The sequence below is a fragment of the Streptomyces fructofermentans genome (assembly GCF_014651055.1).
Lineage (GTDB): Bacteria > Actinomycetota > Actinomycetes > Streptomycetales > Streptomycetaceae > Streptomyces > Streptomyces fructofermentans.
This window is the reverse complement of the sequence record NZ_BMWD01000044.1, coordinates 1-15,756: the sequence shown is the minus strand read 5'-3', so window position 1 is coordinate 15,756 and position 15,756 is coordinate 1. Positions and strand designations below refer to the sequence as shown.

General features: G+C 72.3%; 18 protein-coding genes. 13 read left to right on the top strand and 5 right to left on the bottom strand.

Annotated elements, in window-relative coordinates; genetic code table 11:
* Positions 1-95 precede the first annotated feature (95 nt).
* Positions 96-1,757 (top strand): FUSC family protein, encoded by a 1,662-nt coding sequence (locus tag IE265_RS35700; RefSeq protein ID WP_190039936.1) that lies wholly within the window; start codon positions 96-98, stop codon positions 1,755-1,757.
* Positions 1,754-2,293 carry a MarR family winged helix-turn-helix transcriptional regulator gene (locus tag IE265_RS35695; protein WP_190039935.1) on the top strand — a complete coding sequence of 180 codons (540 nt, stop codon included), beginning with the start codon at positions 1,754-1,756 and terminating at the stop codon, positions 2,291-2,293. The genes IE265_RS35700 and IE265_RS35695 overlap by 4 nt, the downstream gene beginning before the upstream one ends.
* A gap of 314 nt (positions 2,294-2,607) precedes the next feature.
* Here IE265_RS35695 and IE265_RS35690 read toward each other — a convergent pair whose 3' ends face one another.
* Positions 2,608-3,732: a Ppx/GppA family phosphatase gene (locus tag IE265_RS35690; protein ID WP_190039934.1), complete on the bottom strand. Its 1,125-nt coding sequence runs from the start codon at positions 3,730-3,732 to the stop codon at positions 2,608-2,610.
* Positions 3,733-3,828: 96 nt separating this feature from the next.
* On the opposite strand from IE265_RS35690, the gene IE265_RS35685 reads away from it, so the two are divergent.
* The gene (locus IE265_RS35685; RefSeq protein ID WP_190039933.1) at positions 3,829-4,188 is read left to right on the top strand and encodes a DUF6479 family protein; all 360 of its coding nucleotides are present in this window, start codon (positions 3,829-3,831) and stop codon (positions 4,186-4,188) included.
* A 216-nt stretch (positions 4,189-4,404) separates the two neighbouring features.
* Here IE265_RS35685 and IE265_RS35680 read toward each other — a convergent pair whose 3' ends face one another.
* Positions 4,405-4,791: a VOC family protein gene (locus tag IE265_RS35680; protein WP_190039932.1), complete on the bottom strand. Its 387-nt coding sequence runs from the start codon at positions 4,789-4,791 to the stop codon at positions 4,405-4,407.
* Positions 4,792-4,862: 71 nt separating this feature from the next.
* Here IE265_RS35680 and IE265_RS35675 point away from each other — a divergent pair, with 71 nt between their 5' ends.
* Complete coding sequence (locus tag IE265_RS35675; protein WP_190039931.1) at positions 4,863-5,411, top strand: GNAT family N-acetyltransferase; 549 nt, start codon at positions 4,863-4,865, stop codon at positions 5,409-5,411.
* A 3-nt stretch (positions 5,412-5,414) separates the two neighbouring features.
* Here IE265_RS35675 and IE265_RS35670 read toward each other — a convergent pair whose 3' ends face one another.
* Positions 5,415-6,098: a glycerophosphodiester phosphodiesterase gene (locus tag IE265_RS35670; RefSeq protein WP_190039930.1), complete on the bottom strand. Its 684-nt coding sequence runs from the start codon at positions 6,096-6,098 to the stop codon at positions 5,415-5,417.
* 379 nt (positions 6,099-6,477) lie between these two features.
* Here IE265_RS35670 and IE265_RS35665 point away from each other — a divergent pair, with 379 nt between their 5' ends.
* The 5 genes from IE265_RS35665 (at position 6,478) to IE265_RS35645 (ending at position 11,104) form a co-directional block, all read left to right on the top strand.
* Positions 6,478-7,875 carry a DUF6421 family protein gene (locus IE265_RS35665; protein WP_190039929.1) on the top strand — a complete coding sequence of 466 codons (1,398 nt, stop codon included), beginning with the start codon at positions 6,478-6,480 and terminating at the stop codon, positions 7,873-7,875.
* Between the two features lie 35 nt (positions 7,876-7,910).
* The gene (locus tag IE265_RS35660) at positions 7,911-8,669 is read left to right on the top strand and encodes an SDR family NAD(P)-dependent oxidoreductase (RefSeq protein WP_190039928.1); all 759 of its coding nucleotides are present in this window, start codon (positions 7,911-7,913) and stop codon (positions 8,667-8,669) included.
* Positions 8,666-9,736 (top strand): threonine aldolase family protein, encoded by a 1,071-nt coding sequence (locus tag IE265_RS35655; RefSeq protein ID WP_190039968.1) that lies wholly within the window; start codon positions 8,666-8,668, stop codon positions 9,734-9,736. The genes IE265_RS35660 and IE265_RS35655 overlap by 4 nt, the downstream gene beginning before the upstream one ends.
* Before the next feature lie 92 nt (positions 9,737-9,828).
* Positions 9,829-10,401, top strand: a complete 573-nt coding sequence (locus IE265_RS35650) for a transglutaminase domain-containing protein (protein WP_190039927.1) — start codon at positions 9,829-9,831, stop codon at positions 10,399-10,401.
* A 13-nt stretch (positions 10,402-10,414) separates the two neighbouring features.
* Entirely contained in the window at positions 10,415-11,104 is a 690-nt protein-coding gene (locus IE265_RS35645) for a B3/B4 domain-containing protein (protein WP_190039926.1), read from the top strand.
* A 1-nt stretch (position 11,105) separates the two neighbouring features.
* On the opposite strand, the gene IE265_RS35640 is transcribed toward IE265_RS35645, so the two are convergent.
* Both IE265_RS35640 and IE265_RS35635 read right to left on the bottom strand, forming a co-directional pair.
* Complete coding sequence (locus IE265_RS35640) at positions 11,106-11,834, bottom strand: lysophospholipid acyltransferase family protein (protein ID WP_190039925.1); 729 nt, start codon at positions 11,832-11,834, stop codon at positions 11,106-11,108.
* A 189-nt stretch (positions 11,835-12,023) separates the two neighbouring features.
* On the bottom strand, positions 12,024-12,440 hold the full coding sequence (locus IE265_RS35635) for a DUF4395 domain-containing protein (protein WP_190039924.1): 417 nt from the start codon (positions 12,438-12,440) through the stop codon (positions 12,024-12,026).
* Between the two features lie 74 nt (positions 12,441-12,514).
* Here IE265_RS35635 and IE265_RS35630 point away from each other — a divergent pair, with 74 nt between their 5' ends.
* The 4 genes from IE265_RS35630 (at position 12,515) to IE265_RS35615 (ending at position 15,720) form a co-directional block, all read left to right on the top strand.
* Positions 12,515-12,937, top strand: a complete 423-nt coding sequence (locus IE265_RS35630) for a TlpA family protein disulfide reductase (RefSeq protein WP_190039923.1) — start codon at positions 12,515-12,517, stop codon at positions 12,935-12,937.
* Positions 12,938-13,153: 216 nt separating this feature from the next.
* A complete protein-coding gene (locus tag IE265_RS35625; RefSeq protein WP_190039922.1) occupies positions 13,154-13,663 on the top strand; it encodes a flavin reductase family protein in 510 nt (169 codons plus the stop codon).
* Positions 13,664-13,907: 244 nt separating this feature from the next.
* On the top strand, positions 13,908-14,693 hold the full coding sequence (locus IE265_RS35620; RefSeq protein WP_190039921.1) for an electron transfer flavoprotein subunit beta/FixA family protein: 786 nt from the start codon (positions 13,908-13,910) through the stop codon (positions 14,691-14,693).
* Positions 14,694-14,757: 64 nt separating this feature from the next.
* Positions 14,758-15,720: an electron transfer flavoprotein subunit alpha/FixB family protein gene (locus tag IE265_RS35615; RefSeq protein WP_190039920.1), complete on the top strand. Its 963-nt coding sequence runs from the start codon at positions 14,758-14,760 to the stop codon at positions 15,718-15,720.
* Positions 15,721-15,756 lie beyond the last annotated feature (36 nt).

The following is a 15,756-nucleotide window of genomic DNA, read 5'->3' as shown; positions in this document are numbered from 1 at the left end:
AGGCGAAGGCGACCGGTGATCGGGCGACGGGCGATGGGAGTCGGGCGACGGCGCAATATCTTTCACGAGTAAAACACCTGCTAATCTTCCATTCCATGAGCAGTGCCGTCCCCAGCCCTCCGCGCATGCGCCCGCTGCCCCTCGCCGGTGTCCTGCGGGTCGGCCGCCCCTCCGACATCTGGTTCAAGCCCGCGCTCAGCGTGGTCGTCGCCACGGGCGTGCCGAACCTGACGCTGCTGGCTCTCGGCCGCCTCGACCTCGCCATGTACACGATGGCCGGGTCGCTCTGCGCGCTCTACGCCCACAACCTGCCGTACGCCGCGAGGGCCAGGGCGCTCGCCCTGGTCGTGCTGGGCATGCTCGCCACCGTCGCGGTCGCGCTCGTCACGGCGTCCCTGGCGTCCTCCGCGGCGGTCCTCGTGACGGTCGGAGCGCTCCTCGCCGCCGCCCACAAGGCGCTGTGCGACGCCACGGGCATCGGCCCGCCCGGACCGGTCGTCCTCACCTTCATCGGCTCGGCCGCGCTCTTCGCCCCGCAGACGGCCGGGCAGGTGCCCGGACACCTCGCCCTGGTCGCCGCGGCGGGCGCCTGGGCCTGGCTCGTGGGCATGGCGCCGGGCCTCGTACGCCCGCACGGCCCGGAACGCCGCGCCACGGCCCGCGCGCTGGCCGCGGCCGCCGACTGCGCGGCGGCCGTCGGCCCGGACGGCCGCCCCGACGCCGGGCATGAGCGGGCTCGGGCGGCCGCGGCCGCCGCCGTGCACGCGGCCCGGCAGTCCCTGCTCGCCGCCGGCGCTCCGGCCGGAGCCCGCCGCGCGCTCGCGGGGCTCCTCGTACGGGCCGAGGTCGCGCTCGCCGCACCCGCCGACGCCGACCCGGCGCTGCTGCGCTCGTGGGCGCGCGACCTGCGCGGCAGGCGGCCGGCGCCGTCCCCGGCGGCGGGACCCGGGTCCGCCGAACTCCTCGGCGTGGACGTGGCGGAAGCCCTCGGGAAGCGGCGTGCGGCGGCCCGGTTCGGCCCGCTCGTGCCGATCGCCCTGCGCACCGCGCTCGGCTGCGCGCTCGCCGGATACGCCTCCCTGGCCCTCGGCGTCGGCCGGCCGTACTGGGCCCTCGTCACCGCCGCCTCGCTCTACCAGGCCAACCTCGTCCTGACCTGGAACCGGGGAGTCCAGCGCGTCGTCGGCAACCTCGCGGGCGTCCTCCTCTTCGCGGCCGTCGTACCGCTCGCCCACCTCGGCCCCGCCGCCCTCGTGCTGTGCTGCCTCGCCCTCAATTTCGGGGCGGAGGCGCTGATCGGCCGCAACTACTGGCTCGGCAGCGTCTGCGTGACGCCGATGGCCCTGCTGGTCACCGAGTTCGCGGGCTTCCGGCCGGCCGGTGAGCTGATGACGGAGCGCATCGCCGACACGCTGGTCGGCGCACTCGTCGGCCTCGCCGCCGCGGTCGCCGTCACCAATCGGAGGGCCGGGGACCGCGTCGAGGACGCGCTCGGCACCGCGACCCGCGCCCGCGAGGACGCCGAGCGGCTGATCTCGGCCGGGAGCACCGGCTCCGGGGGGCTGGAGCCGGCCCGCCGACGGCTGGCCGGCGCACTCGTCGAGCTGCGCGCCACCGCCGACGCGGCGGCCGGCGAGTGGTGGCAGCGCGCCCTGCCGGGGGAGCGGGTGATGCGGGTGGAGCGGGCCGGACACCGTACGCTCGCGGCGACGGTACGACGCCAGGGACCGCACGTTTCGGAGGACGCACGGGCATGACGGCAGGGAACGGGCCCGCGGCGGCCTCGGGCGCGGGGGACACGCTCGCCGCGGTGGTGCGGCAGTGGAAGGCGGTCCACCCGGACCTCGACACCGGTCCCATGGAGGTCATCGGCCGCATCAACCGCTGCGCGGCGCTGCTCCAGCAGGCGGAGGACGCGCCGCTGCGCCACGCGGGACTCACCCGGCCCGAGTTCGACCTCCTGGGCGCGCTGCGCCGCACCGGCCTCGAACTCACCCCCGGCGACCTGATCCGCGAGACCTTCTCGTCCGGCGCCGCCGTCACCAAGCGCCTCAAGCAGCTGACCGAACGCGGCCTGGTCGAGCGCCGCGGCGACACCCGGGACCGCCGGGTCGCGCATGTGCGGCTCACGGACGCGGGGCGCGACCTCGTCGACGGCATCCTGCCCGAGCAGCTCGCGTACGAGACGGGCGTGCTCTCCGGTGTCGACGACGACGGGCAGCGGGAACTCGCGGCGCTGCTCGGTGAGCTGCTCGTGCAGCTCGAGGGCAGGCTGCGTACACCGCGCGGCTGACGACGGCACGCGGACCGCCGGTGGCGGAACGCGCGCCCAGGGCCGCGGGGGTGCGGGGGTGCGGCGTACGTCGGTGCCGGCGTCCCTCGTCCCGCGCCGCCCCGCCTCGTCGTCCCCCGCGCCGTTCCTCGTCGTCCCCCGCCGCTCGAACGGCGCCGGAGCGCGACCGGATGCTCGTCGGAGCCCCGCTCGACGGTCGCCGGACTCGCGCTCGAACGCTGCTCGGCCGCGACTCGAACGCCCCTCGACCCCCGCTCGAACGGCCGTCGTCCGCCGCTGCACGCGGGACCGCCCCGGGCCGGGACCGCCCGCGTTCAGGTGCGTTCGGTGAACAGGCCCGGCCCCCGCGGCCGGTGCCCCGCCGGGGTGACCGGTGCGGGGACCACTGCGGGGACGGGCGCCGGTACCTGTGCGGGGACCGCCGCGCCGGACTGGTCGTCGGCGGTGACGCGCCGGAGCGCGCGCGGCGAGGCCGACCATTCGCGGATCACGGGCGCCGTGCCGTCCCACCAGTCGGCGTTGCCGTCCTCGATGCAGCGCAGCAGGACACCCTCGCGCAGGGCCCACGGGCAGATGACCACCTCGTCGACGCCCATCAGCTTCATCGAGGTGTGCGCGACGATCGCCCCCGCGAGGGACTGGCCGGACCGTGCGGCGGAGATGCCGGGCAGGCCGGCGCGCCCCGCGGCCGGCAGCGCCGCGAGCCGCTCGACGGCCGAGCCCAGGTCGGCGCGGGTCATGACACGTTCGGTGAACGGCCCCGACCGGCCGGGCGCGGCGCCGCACAGCCGCCCGAGCTGCTGGAACGTCCGAGAGGTGGCGACCGCGGTGCGCGGGGCCTCCCAGCGGATGCGGGCCGCGACATCGCGCAGCTGGTGCCTCACGTGCCGGCGCAGCAGGCGGGTCCGGTGCGCCGAGGGCGGGTCCTGGCCCCGCAGGAACTCGCGCGTCATCCGGGCTGCCCCGAGCGGCAGGGAGATGGCGAAGTCGGGCAGTCTGCTGCGGCCGAAGGCGACCTCCAGCGTGCCGCCCCCGATGTCGAGCAGGGCCAGCGGACCCGCGCGCCAGCCCATCCAGCGCCGCGCCGCGAGGAAGGTCAGTTCGGCCTCGACCTCCCCGGGCAGCACATGCAGCCGCACCCCGGTGTCCGCCGCGACCCGGTCGAGGATGTCGAGGCGGTTCGGGGCGTCCCTGACGATCGCCGTGGCGAAGGCGAAGGGTCTGGTGACGCCCCAGCGTCTGCCCTCGTCCCTGGCGTCCGCCACCGCCTCCACCAGCCGTGCCACCTGCTCCGGCGGCAGCCTGCCCCCGCGCTCCACGTGGTCGGAGAGCCTCAGCTGCCGCTTGGCCGTGTGTACGGGCAGGGGCACGGCTCCGTCCGTCTCCGCTATGACGAGTCGTACCGTGTTCGAGCCGATGTCCAGTACACCCATGCGCATCCCCTTCCCGTACCCGTGGCGGCCCTCGCCATACCGTCGCCGCACCGGCATCCGCAATGACGGTTTTGTGCCGTTCTGTCCGGGTACGGAGGAAGCATGGACAGCTTCCGAGTGGACATCGCGCTGCCGGACGAGGTCGTCGCCGGCTGGGCTCCCTTCGTCGTGGGAATGGCCGTCACCGCGCTGCTGGTCGTCGCGGTGTGGTGGGGCATGAGGGTGCGTGCCGGTGAACCGGGGCCGCCGAGCCCGGAGAGCCAACCACATCTCCCGGCGACCGGTGCGGTCCGCGAGGAGAGCGAGATGCGCGAGCCCGACGAGATGCCGCACGACGGCAGCGTGCTCACGCCGCACCAGTTGCACGCCCACGGCACGCGCCGCGCCAAGCTGCAGAAGCGCCCGGTCTGGAACACCAACAGCAGCGGCGGGTTCGGCAGCGGAAGCCTCGGCCACCACTGACCCCGCGCCCCGACCGGTCCGTGCCCCGTGGGGCCGGGATCCCACGGCGATCCCGGCGGGCGCGTCCGAGGCCCGCGGGGAATCTGCGTACGGCCCGCCCTCCGTGAAGACCCCCGGGGGCGGGCCGCCGGGCGTCCCTGTCGTGGCGTCTCCGATCGGGGCAGGCCGGTTCCGCGGGGCGGGTCGGGGCAGGTCCGGGGGTGGGGTCGAGTCCCGTCAGGGCCGGTGGCGCAGGGGGTGGTCCGCCGGGACCTCCACGACCACGATCTCCGTGCCGTCCGGATCGGTGATCCACATCTCGATCAGGCCCCACGGCTCCTTACGGGGTGGGCGGAGCACCTCGACGCCCGCCGCCACGAGTTCGTCGTGCGCGGCCGCGACGTCCGCGACCTGCAGCCACAGCTTCAGCGCGGGTGAGGGGGCGGCGTCGGAGCGGCCCGCCACCTCCAGGAACCCGCCGCCCAGGAAGTAGACGGTGCCGCGTTCGGGACCCGTGCCGAACTCCCGGTAGACGGGCAGGCCCAGCCGCTGCCCGTAGAAGGCGCGGGAGCGTTCGGGGTCGGTGGGCCGGAGCAGGGTCCTGCTGCTCAGTACATGCACCATGCGTCCCGAGTCTAGTGAGGGGGATACGCTCTTCGGTGCCCGAGCCCTGCCGAGAATCGGAGAAACGCTCCATGGACAGCGCCGCCACCGCCGCCGACGGACTCACCTTCCGCGATGCCGCGGACGCGGACGTGGACGCCCTGGTGGCGCTCGTCGAGTCCGCCTACCGGGGCGACTCCAGCCGTACGGGCTGGACCACCGAGGCGGACATCCTGGAAGGCCGTCGCACGGACGCCGAAGGCGTGCGCGAGGTGATGAAGGCCCCCGACGGCCGTCTGCTGACCGTCGAGCGCGACGGCGCGATCGTCGCCTGCTGCCAGCTCGAACACCGCGGTGACCACGCCTACTTCGGCATGTTCGCGGTCAGCCCCGCGCTCCAGGGTGCCGGCCTCGGCAAGGTGATCATCGCCGAGGCCGAGCGCATCGCCCGCGAGATCTGGGGTGTGCGCGAGATGCACATGACCGTGATCTCCGTACGCGAGGACCTCATCGCCTGGTACGAGCGCCGCGGCTACCGCCGTACGGGAAGGATGACGCCCTTCCCGTACGGCGACGAGCGGTTCGGCATCCCGCAGCGCGACGACCTCCGGTTCGAGCTGCTGGTCAAGGACCTCGCCTGACCGTCACGCCGTGAATCGGCCGGTGCGTTTGATCTCCGGGTAGTCGGTAGTGGCGCCGTCCAGGCCGAGCGCGCGCACCAGCCGCAGATGGTCCTGGGTGTTCACCACCCAGCCGATGATCCGCAGGTCCGCCTTGCGCGCCCGCTCGACGATCTCCAGTGTGAGCCGCCGGATGTTCAGTACGAGGCTCGTGGCGCCGACCGCGGTGGCCCGCTCGACGACATCGGTGCCGTAGCGGCTGGCGACGAGCGCCGTGCGCACCCCGGGCACCAGGCGCGCGATCTCCGCGACGGCCTCGTCGTGGAAGGACAGGACCTCGACACGGGCGGCCAGGTCGCGTCCGTTCATGACCTCCGCGAGGGCCCGGGCCGCGGCCACGTCCTTGATCTCCGCCTGGAGTGGTGCCGTGACGGCGTCGAGGACCTCCTCGAAGACCGGTACCCGCTCGCCCCGGCCCGCGTCCAGCGCGCGCAGCTCGGCGAGCGTCTTCCCGGCGATGGGGCCCGATCCGTCGGTCGTGCGGTCCACGTCGGCGTCGTGCATGACGACGAGCGCGCCGTCCTTGCTGAGGTGCAGATCGAGTTCGATCACGTCGAGGCCGGCGTGCTGGGCCGCGACGAAGGAACGGAGGGTGTTCTCGGGTTCGACACCCATGATTCCGCGGTGACCGATGGTGAGGAAGTTCAAGGCTGACTCCGCTTCCGTCGACGGCGGCTCGGCTGCCGCGTGCTGCTCTCCCTTACCCACGCGGCAAGCCCGCAGCCTAATCGCCCCGACCGGCGTTGGACCCGCTGCGGCAGCGGGGAATGAGGCCTTCCAGCCACGGGAACGAGCGCTGCTGTGCGGGTGCGCGGCTCACCCGTCGGTGGGCGAGTCCCGGGCGGGTTGACCGGAGGACGATCACTACCCGCCGGACGCGGAAGTATTCGGCTTTGCCGTGCCCCACAGGAAAAAGAGCGGTGATACCCCGGGTGGGACGGGACAATCTCCCGATCCTCCCCTTGTGGAAGGGAACTGTCGCCACGTACGGTGTTCATACGCGAGGTTCTCCTGAGAAGGATGGGACATGACGGAAATTCTTGTGCAGGTGGGTACGGAGGAGATCGTTCCTCCTCGGGACAGGGTGGTGGAGCACCCGGCCTGGCCCGTGCTCAAGGATGCCGTGGAGCGGATCCGGCCATGGCAGTCCAAGGACGGGTCGATCGACTTCGGCGCCGAGTCCGCTCCCGCGCCCGCCGAGGCGGACCTGGCCGTGCGCCGGGTCGTCGACGCCGTCGAGGAGCTCTCCCCGCTGCTTCCGCACGACGCCGCGTACCACCAGGCGCTCGTCAAGGACCTGCGCCGCTGGGCGGACGGCGGCTTCGAGGTGCCGGACTTCCTCGACTCCCTGCTGGCGTTCCAGCCCGCGGCGCACCGCGCCGACGGTCTCCAGCACCTGGTCGTGTTCCCCATGTACACGCAGAACGGCAACCCGGACCGCAACCTCGAAGCGGTCGTCCTGCGCATGGTCTGGCCCGACTGGCTGGCCGAGCTGGAGCGCACCCGCTTCGACAACCCGCTGTTCTGCGGCATCACCTTCGAGGACTTCACGGCCGGCTACGACACGAACTCGGCCGTCCTCTTCCCGGAGACCATCGCCGTGCGCGAGGCGCCCGAGCGGTTCACCTGGGGCGGCATCTTCTGCGACCGCGAGGCGGCCCGCTTCCGCGCGGTGACCGAGGCCGCCGTCAGCACGCTCGGCCTGGAACTCCCCGACGACATCCGCGAGATGGTCGGCGACCAGGCGCGCTGCGAGCAGGCGTTCGTCCTGTGGGACATGGTCCACGACCGCACCCACAGCCACGGCGACCTGCCCTTCGACCCCTTCATGATCAAGCAGCGCCAGCCGTTCTGGATGTACGGCCTGGAAGAGCTGCGCTGCGACCTCACCGCCTTCAAGGAGGCCGTGAAGCTGGAGTCCGAGGGCAACGCGCACGGCCGGGACGTGCAGTACGCGGTGCTCTTCGACCGGATGTTCCGGTTCCCCGTCACCGGCGACCGCGTCCGCAACTACGACGGTCTGGGCGGCCAGCTGCTCTTCGCCTACCTGCACAAGCACGACGTCGTCCGCTGGACGGACAACAAGCTGCACATCGACTGGCAGCGTGCGCCGCAGGTCACCAACCAGCTCTGCGCCGAGATCGAGGACCTCTACCGGGCCGGCATCGACCGCCCGAAGCTGGTCCACTGGTTCGCCGCGTACGACCTCGTCTCCCAGTACCTGGCGCCGCACCCCGGCTCCCGCTGGGCGAAGGGTCCCGACGCGCTCGACCTGTCGCTGCCGCCGCGCAAACTCGTGGACGACGTGCTTCCGGACGAGTTTCCCCTGAGCATGTTCTATGAGGCGCTCTCCAAGAGGTTGAAGACGGTGATCGCCTCGACCAAGGGCATCACCGCGGCGGGCGCCGAGCGGGCCGCCGCGTGAGCGCCCGCGCCGAGGCAGCTCAGGAGGTTGGGACCATGACCGAGGAGAACGGGAACGGAGCACTCGGCGGCGCGGTGGTCGCGGTGGCGGGGGCGGGCGGACCCGCGGGACGGGCGACCATCCTGCGGCTGGCCGAGGCGGGGGCCGTCGTCGTTGCCTCCGACAACGATCCGGAGCGGCTCGCCGAGGCGGTCGACGCGGCTCGCTACGCGCACGGCGGGGCCACCGTGGTCGGCGACACCGTCGACCTGCTCGACCTGCAGTCGGTCCGGGACTGGTCCAACCGCACCGAGAAGGAGTTCGGCCGCGTCGACGGCCTCGTCCACCTCGTGGGTGGCTGGCGCGGCGGAGAGACGTTCACCAAGACGAATCTCGACGACTGGGACCTCCTGGAGATGCTGCTCGTCCGCACCGTCCAGCACACCTCCCTCGCCTTCCACGAGGCCCTGCAGCGCAGTGAGCGCGGCCGGTACGTGCTCATCAGCGCCGCGGGCGCCAGCAAGCCCACCGCGGGCAACGCGAGCTACGCGGCGGCCAAGGCCGCGGCCGAGGCGTGGACGCTGGCCCTGGGCGACTACTTCCGCAAGGCGGGGGGCGAGCAGGGGCCGACCTCCGCTGCTGCGATCCTGGTCGTGAAGGCTCTGGTGCACGACGCCATGCGCGCCGAGCGCCCGAATGCGAAGTTCGCGGGCTTCACGGACGTCACGGAGCTGGCCGAGGCCGTCGCCGGCGTCTGGGAGCGGCCCGCCTCCGAAGTGAACGGAACGCGTCTGTGGCTGACCGAGAAGCCGTGAACCCTCCCAGGACCGATGTACGACGGCACCACGACCCCCAGGTGCGGGGTTTCGCCAGCGACAACTACGCGGGAGCCCATCCCGAGGTGCTCGCCGCCCTGGCCGTGGCCAACGGCGGGCACCAGGTCGCGTACGGCGAGGACGACTACACGGGGCACCTCCAGCAGGTGATCCGGAGCCACTTCGGTGCCTCCGCCGAGGCCTTCCCGGTGTTCAACGGCACCGGCGCCAACGTCGTCGCGCTCCAGGCGCTCACCGACCGCTGGGGCGCCGTCGTCTGTGCCGAGAGCGCGCACATCAACGTCGACGAGGGCGGCGCCCCGGAGCGGATGGGCGGACTGAAGCTGCTCACCGTCCCCACGCCGGACGGCAAGCTCACGCCCGAGCTGATCGACCGGCAGGCGTACGGCTGGGACGACGAGCACCGCGCCATGCCCCAGGTCGTCTCGATCACCCAGAACACCGAGCTGGGCACCGTCTACACGCCCGACGAGATCCGCGCCATCTGCGAGCACGCCCACGGGCTCGGGATGAAGGTCCATCTCGACGGGGCCCGTATAGCCAACGCGGCCGCTTCCCTGGACGTTCCGATGCGGGCCTTCACCAACGCGGTCGGCGTGGACGTCCTGTCCTTCGGAGGCACGAAGAACGGCGCGCTGTTCGGCGAGGCCGTCGTCGTGCTGAACCCGGACGCCGTCAGCCACATGAAGCACCTGCGCAAGCTGTCCATGCAGCTGGCCTCCAAGATGCGCTTCGTGTCGGTGCAGTTGGAGGCGCTGCTCGCCAAGGACCTGTGGCTGCGCAACGCCCGCCACTCCAACGAGATGGCCCAGCGCCTCGCCGAGGGCGTGCGGGCGGTGCACGGCGTCGAGATCCTCCACCCCGTGCAGGCGAACGCGGTCTTCGCGCGGCTGCCCCACGACGTGAGCGAGCGCCTCCAGAAGCGGTACCGCTTCTACTTCTGGGACGAGACGGCGGGCGACGTCCGCTGGATGTGCGCCTTCGACACGACCGAGGACGACGTCGACGGTTTCGTGGCCGCGCTCAAGGAGGAGATGGCCCGCTAGCGAGCCGGCCCGCACCTCCACAACTGCATAGATATACGGCCATCCGAAATTTCATTGACTCCCGGGTGGCCGTATTCCTATGCTCTGCGGGCATGGAGCTGATCCAGGAAAACCCCGACCTTTCGGCTTACTTGGCCGCCGACGACGTCATCGACCACCATCATCCGGTGGTCCGCGAGACGGCTGCCCGACTGGCTTCCCGGTCGACGGACTCGTATGACTATGCGAGGGCCGCGTTTGAATTCGTCCGCGACGCGATCCCGCACTCGCAGGACGCCGGCGATCTCCGCGTCACCTGGCGCGCCTCCGACGTGCTGGAGCGGCGCACGGGCGTCTGCTTCGCGAAGGCCCACGCGCTGGCCGCCCTGCTGCGCGCCGAGGACATCCCCACCGCGTTCTGCTACCAGCGGCTCGGCGTGGTGCACGGTCTGGTCGCCGTGCGCCTCGACGGCTCCTGGCACCGTCAGGACCCGCGCGGGAACAAGCCCGGAGTGGACGCCCGGTTCTCGCTCGACGGCGAACGGCTGGCCTTCACGCCCGACCCGAAGTCCAATGAGTTGGACTATCCGGTGCTGTACGCTGAACCGCATCCGGTCGTCATGCGTGCCCTCCGGGCCGCGTCGGACCGGCCGCACCTGTGGCGGACGCTCCCTACCGCGCTGTGAGGCAAGGCCGACCATGACTCTCCCGCTGACCGTCTCCGACGAGGTGCGCGCGCTCGCGCCCGGCTTCACCCATGTCGCCGTCGAGGCGCACGGACTCGTCAACGGGCCCAGTACGGACGGCACGTCGGAACTGCTCGACGCGGCGGCCCGCAGGCTCGCCGCGCGGACGGCCGGCCGGGCGCCGCACGAGGACCCGCACATGGCGGCCTGGCGCGAGGTGTACACGGCGTTCGGTTCCAAGCCCTCGCGCACCCGCAACTCCGCGGAGGCGCTCGCCCGCCGCGCCCTCACGGACGCCGGCCTGCCCCGCGTCAACCTGCTCGTCGACCTCTACAACGCGGTCAGCGTCGCCCGGCTCGTCCCGGTGGGCGGGGAGGACCTCGACCGGGTCAGGGGCGGGATGCGTCTCGTACGGGCCGCGGGCGACGAGGACTTCGTGACCGTCGCCGGAGGCGAGGAGACCGTCGAGCACCCCGCCGCGGGCGAGGTGGTGTGGCTCGACGACGCGGGCGTGACCTGCCGGCGCTGGAACTGGCGCCAGGGCCCGCGCACCCGGCTCACCGGGGAGTCGACCTCGGCGATCTTCCTGCTGGAGAGCCTGGCGCCGGCACCCGAGGCCGAGGAGGCGGCGGTCGAACTGGCCGAACTGCTGGAGAAGTTCAGCCCGGGGGCGCGGATCGAGGTCCGGGCCCCCCAGGGGTGATTCAGCGGCTCTCGGCGGCCTTGACCTCTTCGGGGGTCGGGGCCGTGCCGCCCAGGTGCGCCGGCATCCACCACGTGTCGTTCGGCCCCTTCGGGCGTACGGGGTAGGCGCGCTGCGCGGCTTCCAGCAGCTCCTGCACGCGCTCGCGCACCTGACGGGTGATCGCGCCCGCGTACTTGTCGCGCGACGCCTCGATGGCCTCGCCGACGCGGATGGTGATCGGGGTGTGGCTGCGCTTGAAGTTGCGCGGGTGGCCCTTGGTCCACAGCCGCTGCGTGCCCCACACGGCCATCGGGATCAGCGGGACGCCCGCCTCCTGGGCCAGGCGCGCGGCACCCGACTTGAAGCTCTTCAGCGTGAACGACTGGGAGATCGTGGCCTCGGGGAAGACGCCGACGACCTCACCGGAGCGCAGCGACTCCAGGGCGTGCGCGTACGCCGCCTCGCCCTGCTTGCGGTCCACGGGGATGTGCTTCATGTTCCGCATCAGCGGGCCGGAGACCTTGTGCCGGAACACCGACTCCTTGGCCATGAACCGGACCAGGCGCTTCTGCGGCAGCGCGGCGAGGCCGTCGAAGATGAAGTCGAGGTAGCTGATGTGGTTGCTCACCAGCACCGCACCGCCCGTGCGCGGGATGTTCTCCGACCCCTTGCAGTCGATCTGCAGGTCCCAGGCCTTGAACAGCGTGCGGGCGAGACCGATGGCGGGACGGTAGGCAAGCTCAGCCATGGACGGGGTGGACCCTTCTCTATGCTCTGCCTGGGAAGGGGGTTCCCGGCGGGAAACTTACGCTGCCGTAGGTTTACGGCATTGCGCAGATCGTGCCCCAATAACGGACGAGTGACCAGCCCTGGTGCCCCGGAACCGCGAGATCCTCGTCACGTACCCCTTGATCCACCTCGCAGTTTTAAGCTCCCTTTACTTCGCGCGTACCGTGACGCGCCGCACGAGCAAGTACATCTCGCACCCGAGGCAGTACCCGAACGCCGCGTTGAGAAACGCCGCCGCGAGCGCCGCGCCGGTCGCCGCGGGACCGAGCCATTCGGGGCCCGCCGCGAATCCCACGAGGCCCAGTGCGGCGAAGGCGAGTCCGACCGCCTGCGCGAACCGGGGCGGCTGCGGGGCCTCGAACTCCGCGGGCGGCCCGATCCGGGGACGGACGGCCGCGCGGAACAGCAGCCCGTACGGCGAGCGCCCGACTCCCAGCGCCGCGCCGAGCGCGAACGCCAGCGTCTGCCAGGCGAGGAGCCAGGTGCTGCCGGTGACCAGTACGACCGCCAGCACGACGGCCGTCACGGCCGCCCCGAAGCGCGGCCCCCTCGCATCGATGTCCATGAATCAAGCATTCCGTACGTGAAAGGCTCGCGGGCGCGGGAATCTTTGCAGTCTCGTGAACGCTGAAGCCGGGGATGAGCGGACTTGCGGTGTGCCTCGTGGTGCTGGCGCTGGCGAGCGTGTACGGCGTGCTGCACGGACGCCGGAGCGGGAGGGTGAGAGTGCGCGGGCGGGACGGCGGGAAGAGGCTGGGCGCGGCCGAGTTGGGCGAGGAGCTCGGGGAACGAGCCACACTCGTCCAGTTCTCCAGTGCCTTCTGCGCACCCTGTAGGGCGACCCGTACCGTGCTCGGCGAGGTCGCCGGCATGGTTCCCGGCGTCCGGCACGTCGAGATCGACGCCGAGGACCACCTGGACCTCGTGCGCGCGCTCGACATCCTGAAGACGCCGACCGTGCTCGTGCTCGACGCGGACGGGCGTGTCGTGCGGCGTGCGACAGGGCAGCCGCGCAGGGCCGACGTCATCGCCGCGCTGGGCGAGGCCGTCGCGGCGTCCTGACAGCGAGAGGGCGGAGGAGTCACCGGTGACGCATCTCCCACATGCCGGGACGAACTTGACTGTGCGCACCACCTATCGTCAGCCTGGCCCTGTGCCGCCGGAACCCCTTCTCCCCGCGCGCGTCCCCGTGGACCCCGCCCGCTGTGCCGGCCCGCGCTGTCCGGGCTGTTGAACAGTCCGGACCCCGCTCGCCGCCTCCAGCAGAAGGACACCCCCGTGCCGGCCACGCCCCGTCTCCGCACCCACCGACCCGCCTCCCCGGACCTGCTCCGCTCCGTCTTCCGGCAGCACGCGGCCGGGGTCGCCGTGATCACGGCCCGGGGCGAACGGGGACCCGTGGGTTTCACCGCGACCTCGCTCGCCTCGGTCTCCGTCGACCCGCCGATGCTCTCCTTCGGCGTGGGCACGGGGGCCTCCAGTTGGCCCGCGATAGCCGGCACCGACCATGTCGGCGTCCATGTGCTCGGCGAGCACCAGCAGGACCTGGCCGCCACGTTCGCGCGCAGCGGCGCCGACCGCTTCGGCGGGGCCACCGCGTGGCGCGAGGGCCCCGAGGGCATCCCCGTGCTCGACGACGTGCTGGCCTGGCTGGTCTGCCGCATCGTCACCCGGGTGCCCGCGGGGGACCATCGGGTGGTCCTCGCCGAGGTGCTGGCCGGGGACCCGGCGGGCGTCGGCCGGCCACTGCTCTACCACCAGGGGCGGTTCGGCGGGCTGCGCGACTGATCCACCGGTCCGTACGGCCCACCGGGTCTGCGGGCGCGGCGAGTTCCGATTACGCTGCGTTGCGAAGGTCACAGTTCAAAGCGCTTGCTTAGAGGGAACGAACTGCGGGAGCGTAGATGGTGCGTACTGGCGAGTAATATATCGCTCGGAGCGCGGGTCGCCCCCGCAGGGAACGGCCGCTTCAGGCGCCTATGCTGCCCAACAGAAGGCAGCCCAGAAAAGACGATGCAGTAGGAGAGCCGGCGTGAGCTTGAGGATCGTTGTCACTGTGAAGTACGTGCCCGACGCCACTGGCGACCGGCACTTCGCCGAGGACCTGACCGTCGACCGTGACGACGTGGACGGCCTGCTGTCGGAGCTCGACGAGTACGCGGTCGAGCAGGCCCTGCAGATCGCCGACGAAGCGGACGACGCGGAGATCACCGTGCTGACCGTCGGCCCCGAGGACGCCAAGGACGCGCTGCGCAAGGCCCTGTCGATGGGTGCCGACAAGGCCATCCACGTCGAGGACGACGACCTGCACGGCACCGACGCCGTCGGCACGTCCCTGGTGCTGGCCAAGGCCGTCGAGAAGGCCGGTTACGACCTGGTCATCTCCGGCATGGCGTCCACCGACGGCACCATGGGCGTGGTGCCCGCGCTGCTCGCCGAGCGCCTGGGCGTCCCGCAGGTCACGCTGCTCTCCGAGGTCTCCGTCGATGGTGGCGTCGTGAAGGGCCGCCGCGACGGCGACACCGCTTCCGAGCAGCTGGAGGCCTCGCTGCCGGCCGTCGTCTCGGTCACCGACCAGTCGGGCGAGGCGCGTTACCCGTCCTTCAAGGGCATCATGGCCGCCAAGAAGAAGCCGGTGGAGTCCTGGGACCTCGAGGACCTCGGTCTCGACGCGGAAGAGGTCGGCCTCGAGGGCTCGTGGACCAAGGTCGACTCCGCGTCCGAGCGCCCGGCGCGCACCGCGGGCACGATCGTCAAGGACGAGGGCGAGGGCGGCAAGCAGCTCGCCGAGTTCCTCGCGGGCCAGAAGTTCATCTGAGAACTCGAGCCCGTCGCGGGCTCCCCGACCGCCCCCTCACTTTCGCAAGCAGGAGAGCATTCCCATGGCTGAAGTTCTCGTCTACGTCGACCACGTGGACGGTGCCGTCCGCAAGCCCACCCTGGAGCTGCTGACGCTGGCCCGCCGCATCGGCGAGCCCGTCGCCGTCGCGCTCGGCTCCGGCGCCGAGGCCACCGCGGCCGCGCTCGCCGAGCACGGCGCGGTCAAGGTCCTCACGCACGACGCCGCCGAGTACGCCGACTACCTTGTCGTACCGAAGGTCGACGCCCTCCAGGCCGCGTACGACGCGGTCTCCCCGGCCGCCGTGCTGGTCCCGTCCTCCGCCGAGGGCAAGGAGATCGCCGCCCGCCTCGCGATCCGCATCGGCTCGGGCATCATCACCGACGCCGTCGACCTGGAGTCCGGCGACGAGGGCCCGGTGGCCACGCAGTCCGCGTTCGCCGCCTCCTTCACCACCAAGTCCCGTGTCTCCAAGGGCACCCCGGTCATCACGGTCAAGCCCAACAGCGCGGCCGTCGAGGCCGCCCCGGCCGCCGGCGCCGTCGAGGCGCTGTCCGTCTCCTTCTCGGCGCAGGCGACCGGTACCCGGGTCACCGGCCGCACCCCGCGCGAGTCGACGGGCCGCCCCGAGCTGACCGAGGCCGCCATCGTGGTCTCCGGCGGCCGCGGCGTGAACGGCGCCGAGAACTTCGCGATCATCGAGGCGCTCGCCGACTCGCTCGGCGCGGCCGTCGGCGCCTCGCGTGCCGCCGTGGACGCCGGCTGGTACCCGCACACCAACCAGGTGGGCCAGACCGGCAAGTCCGTGTCGCCGCAGCTCTACGTCGCCTCCGGCATCTCCGGCGCGATCCAGCACCGCGCCGGCATGCAGACCTCGAAGACGATCGTGGCGATCAACAAGGACGCCGAGGCCCCGATCTTCGACCTGGTCGACTACGGCGTGGTCGGCGACCTCTTCGAGGTCGTCCCGCAGCTCACCGAGGAGATCACCACCCGCAAGGGCTGAGCCGTCCCCCGGGCCGAGCCCCCCGCGACCACCCCG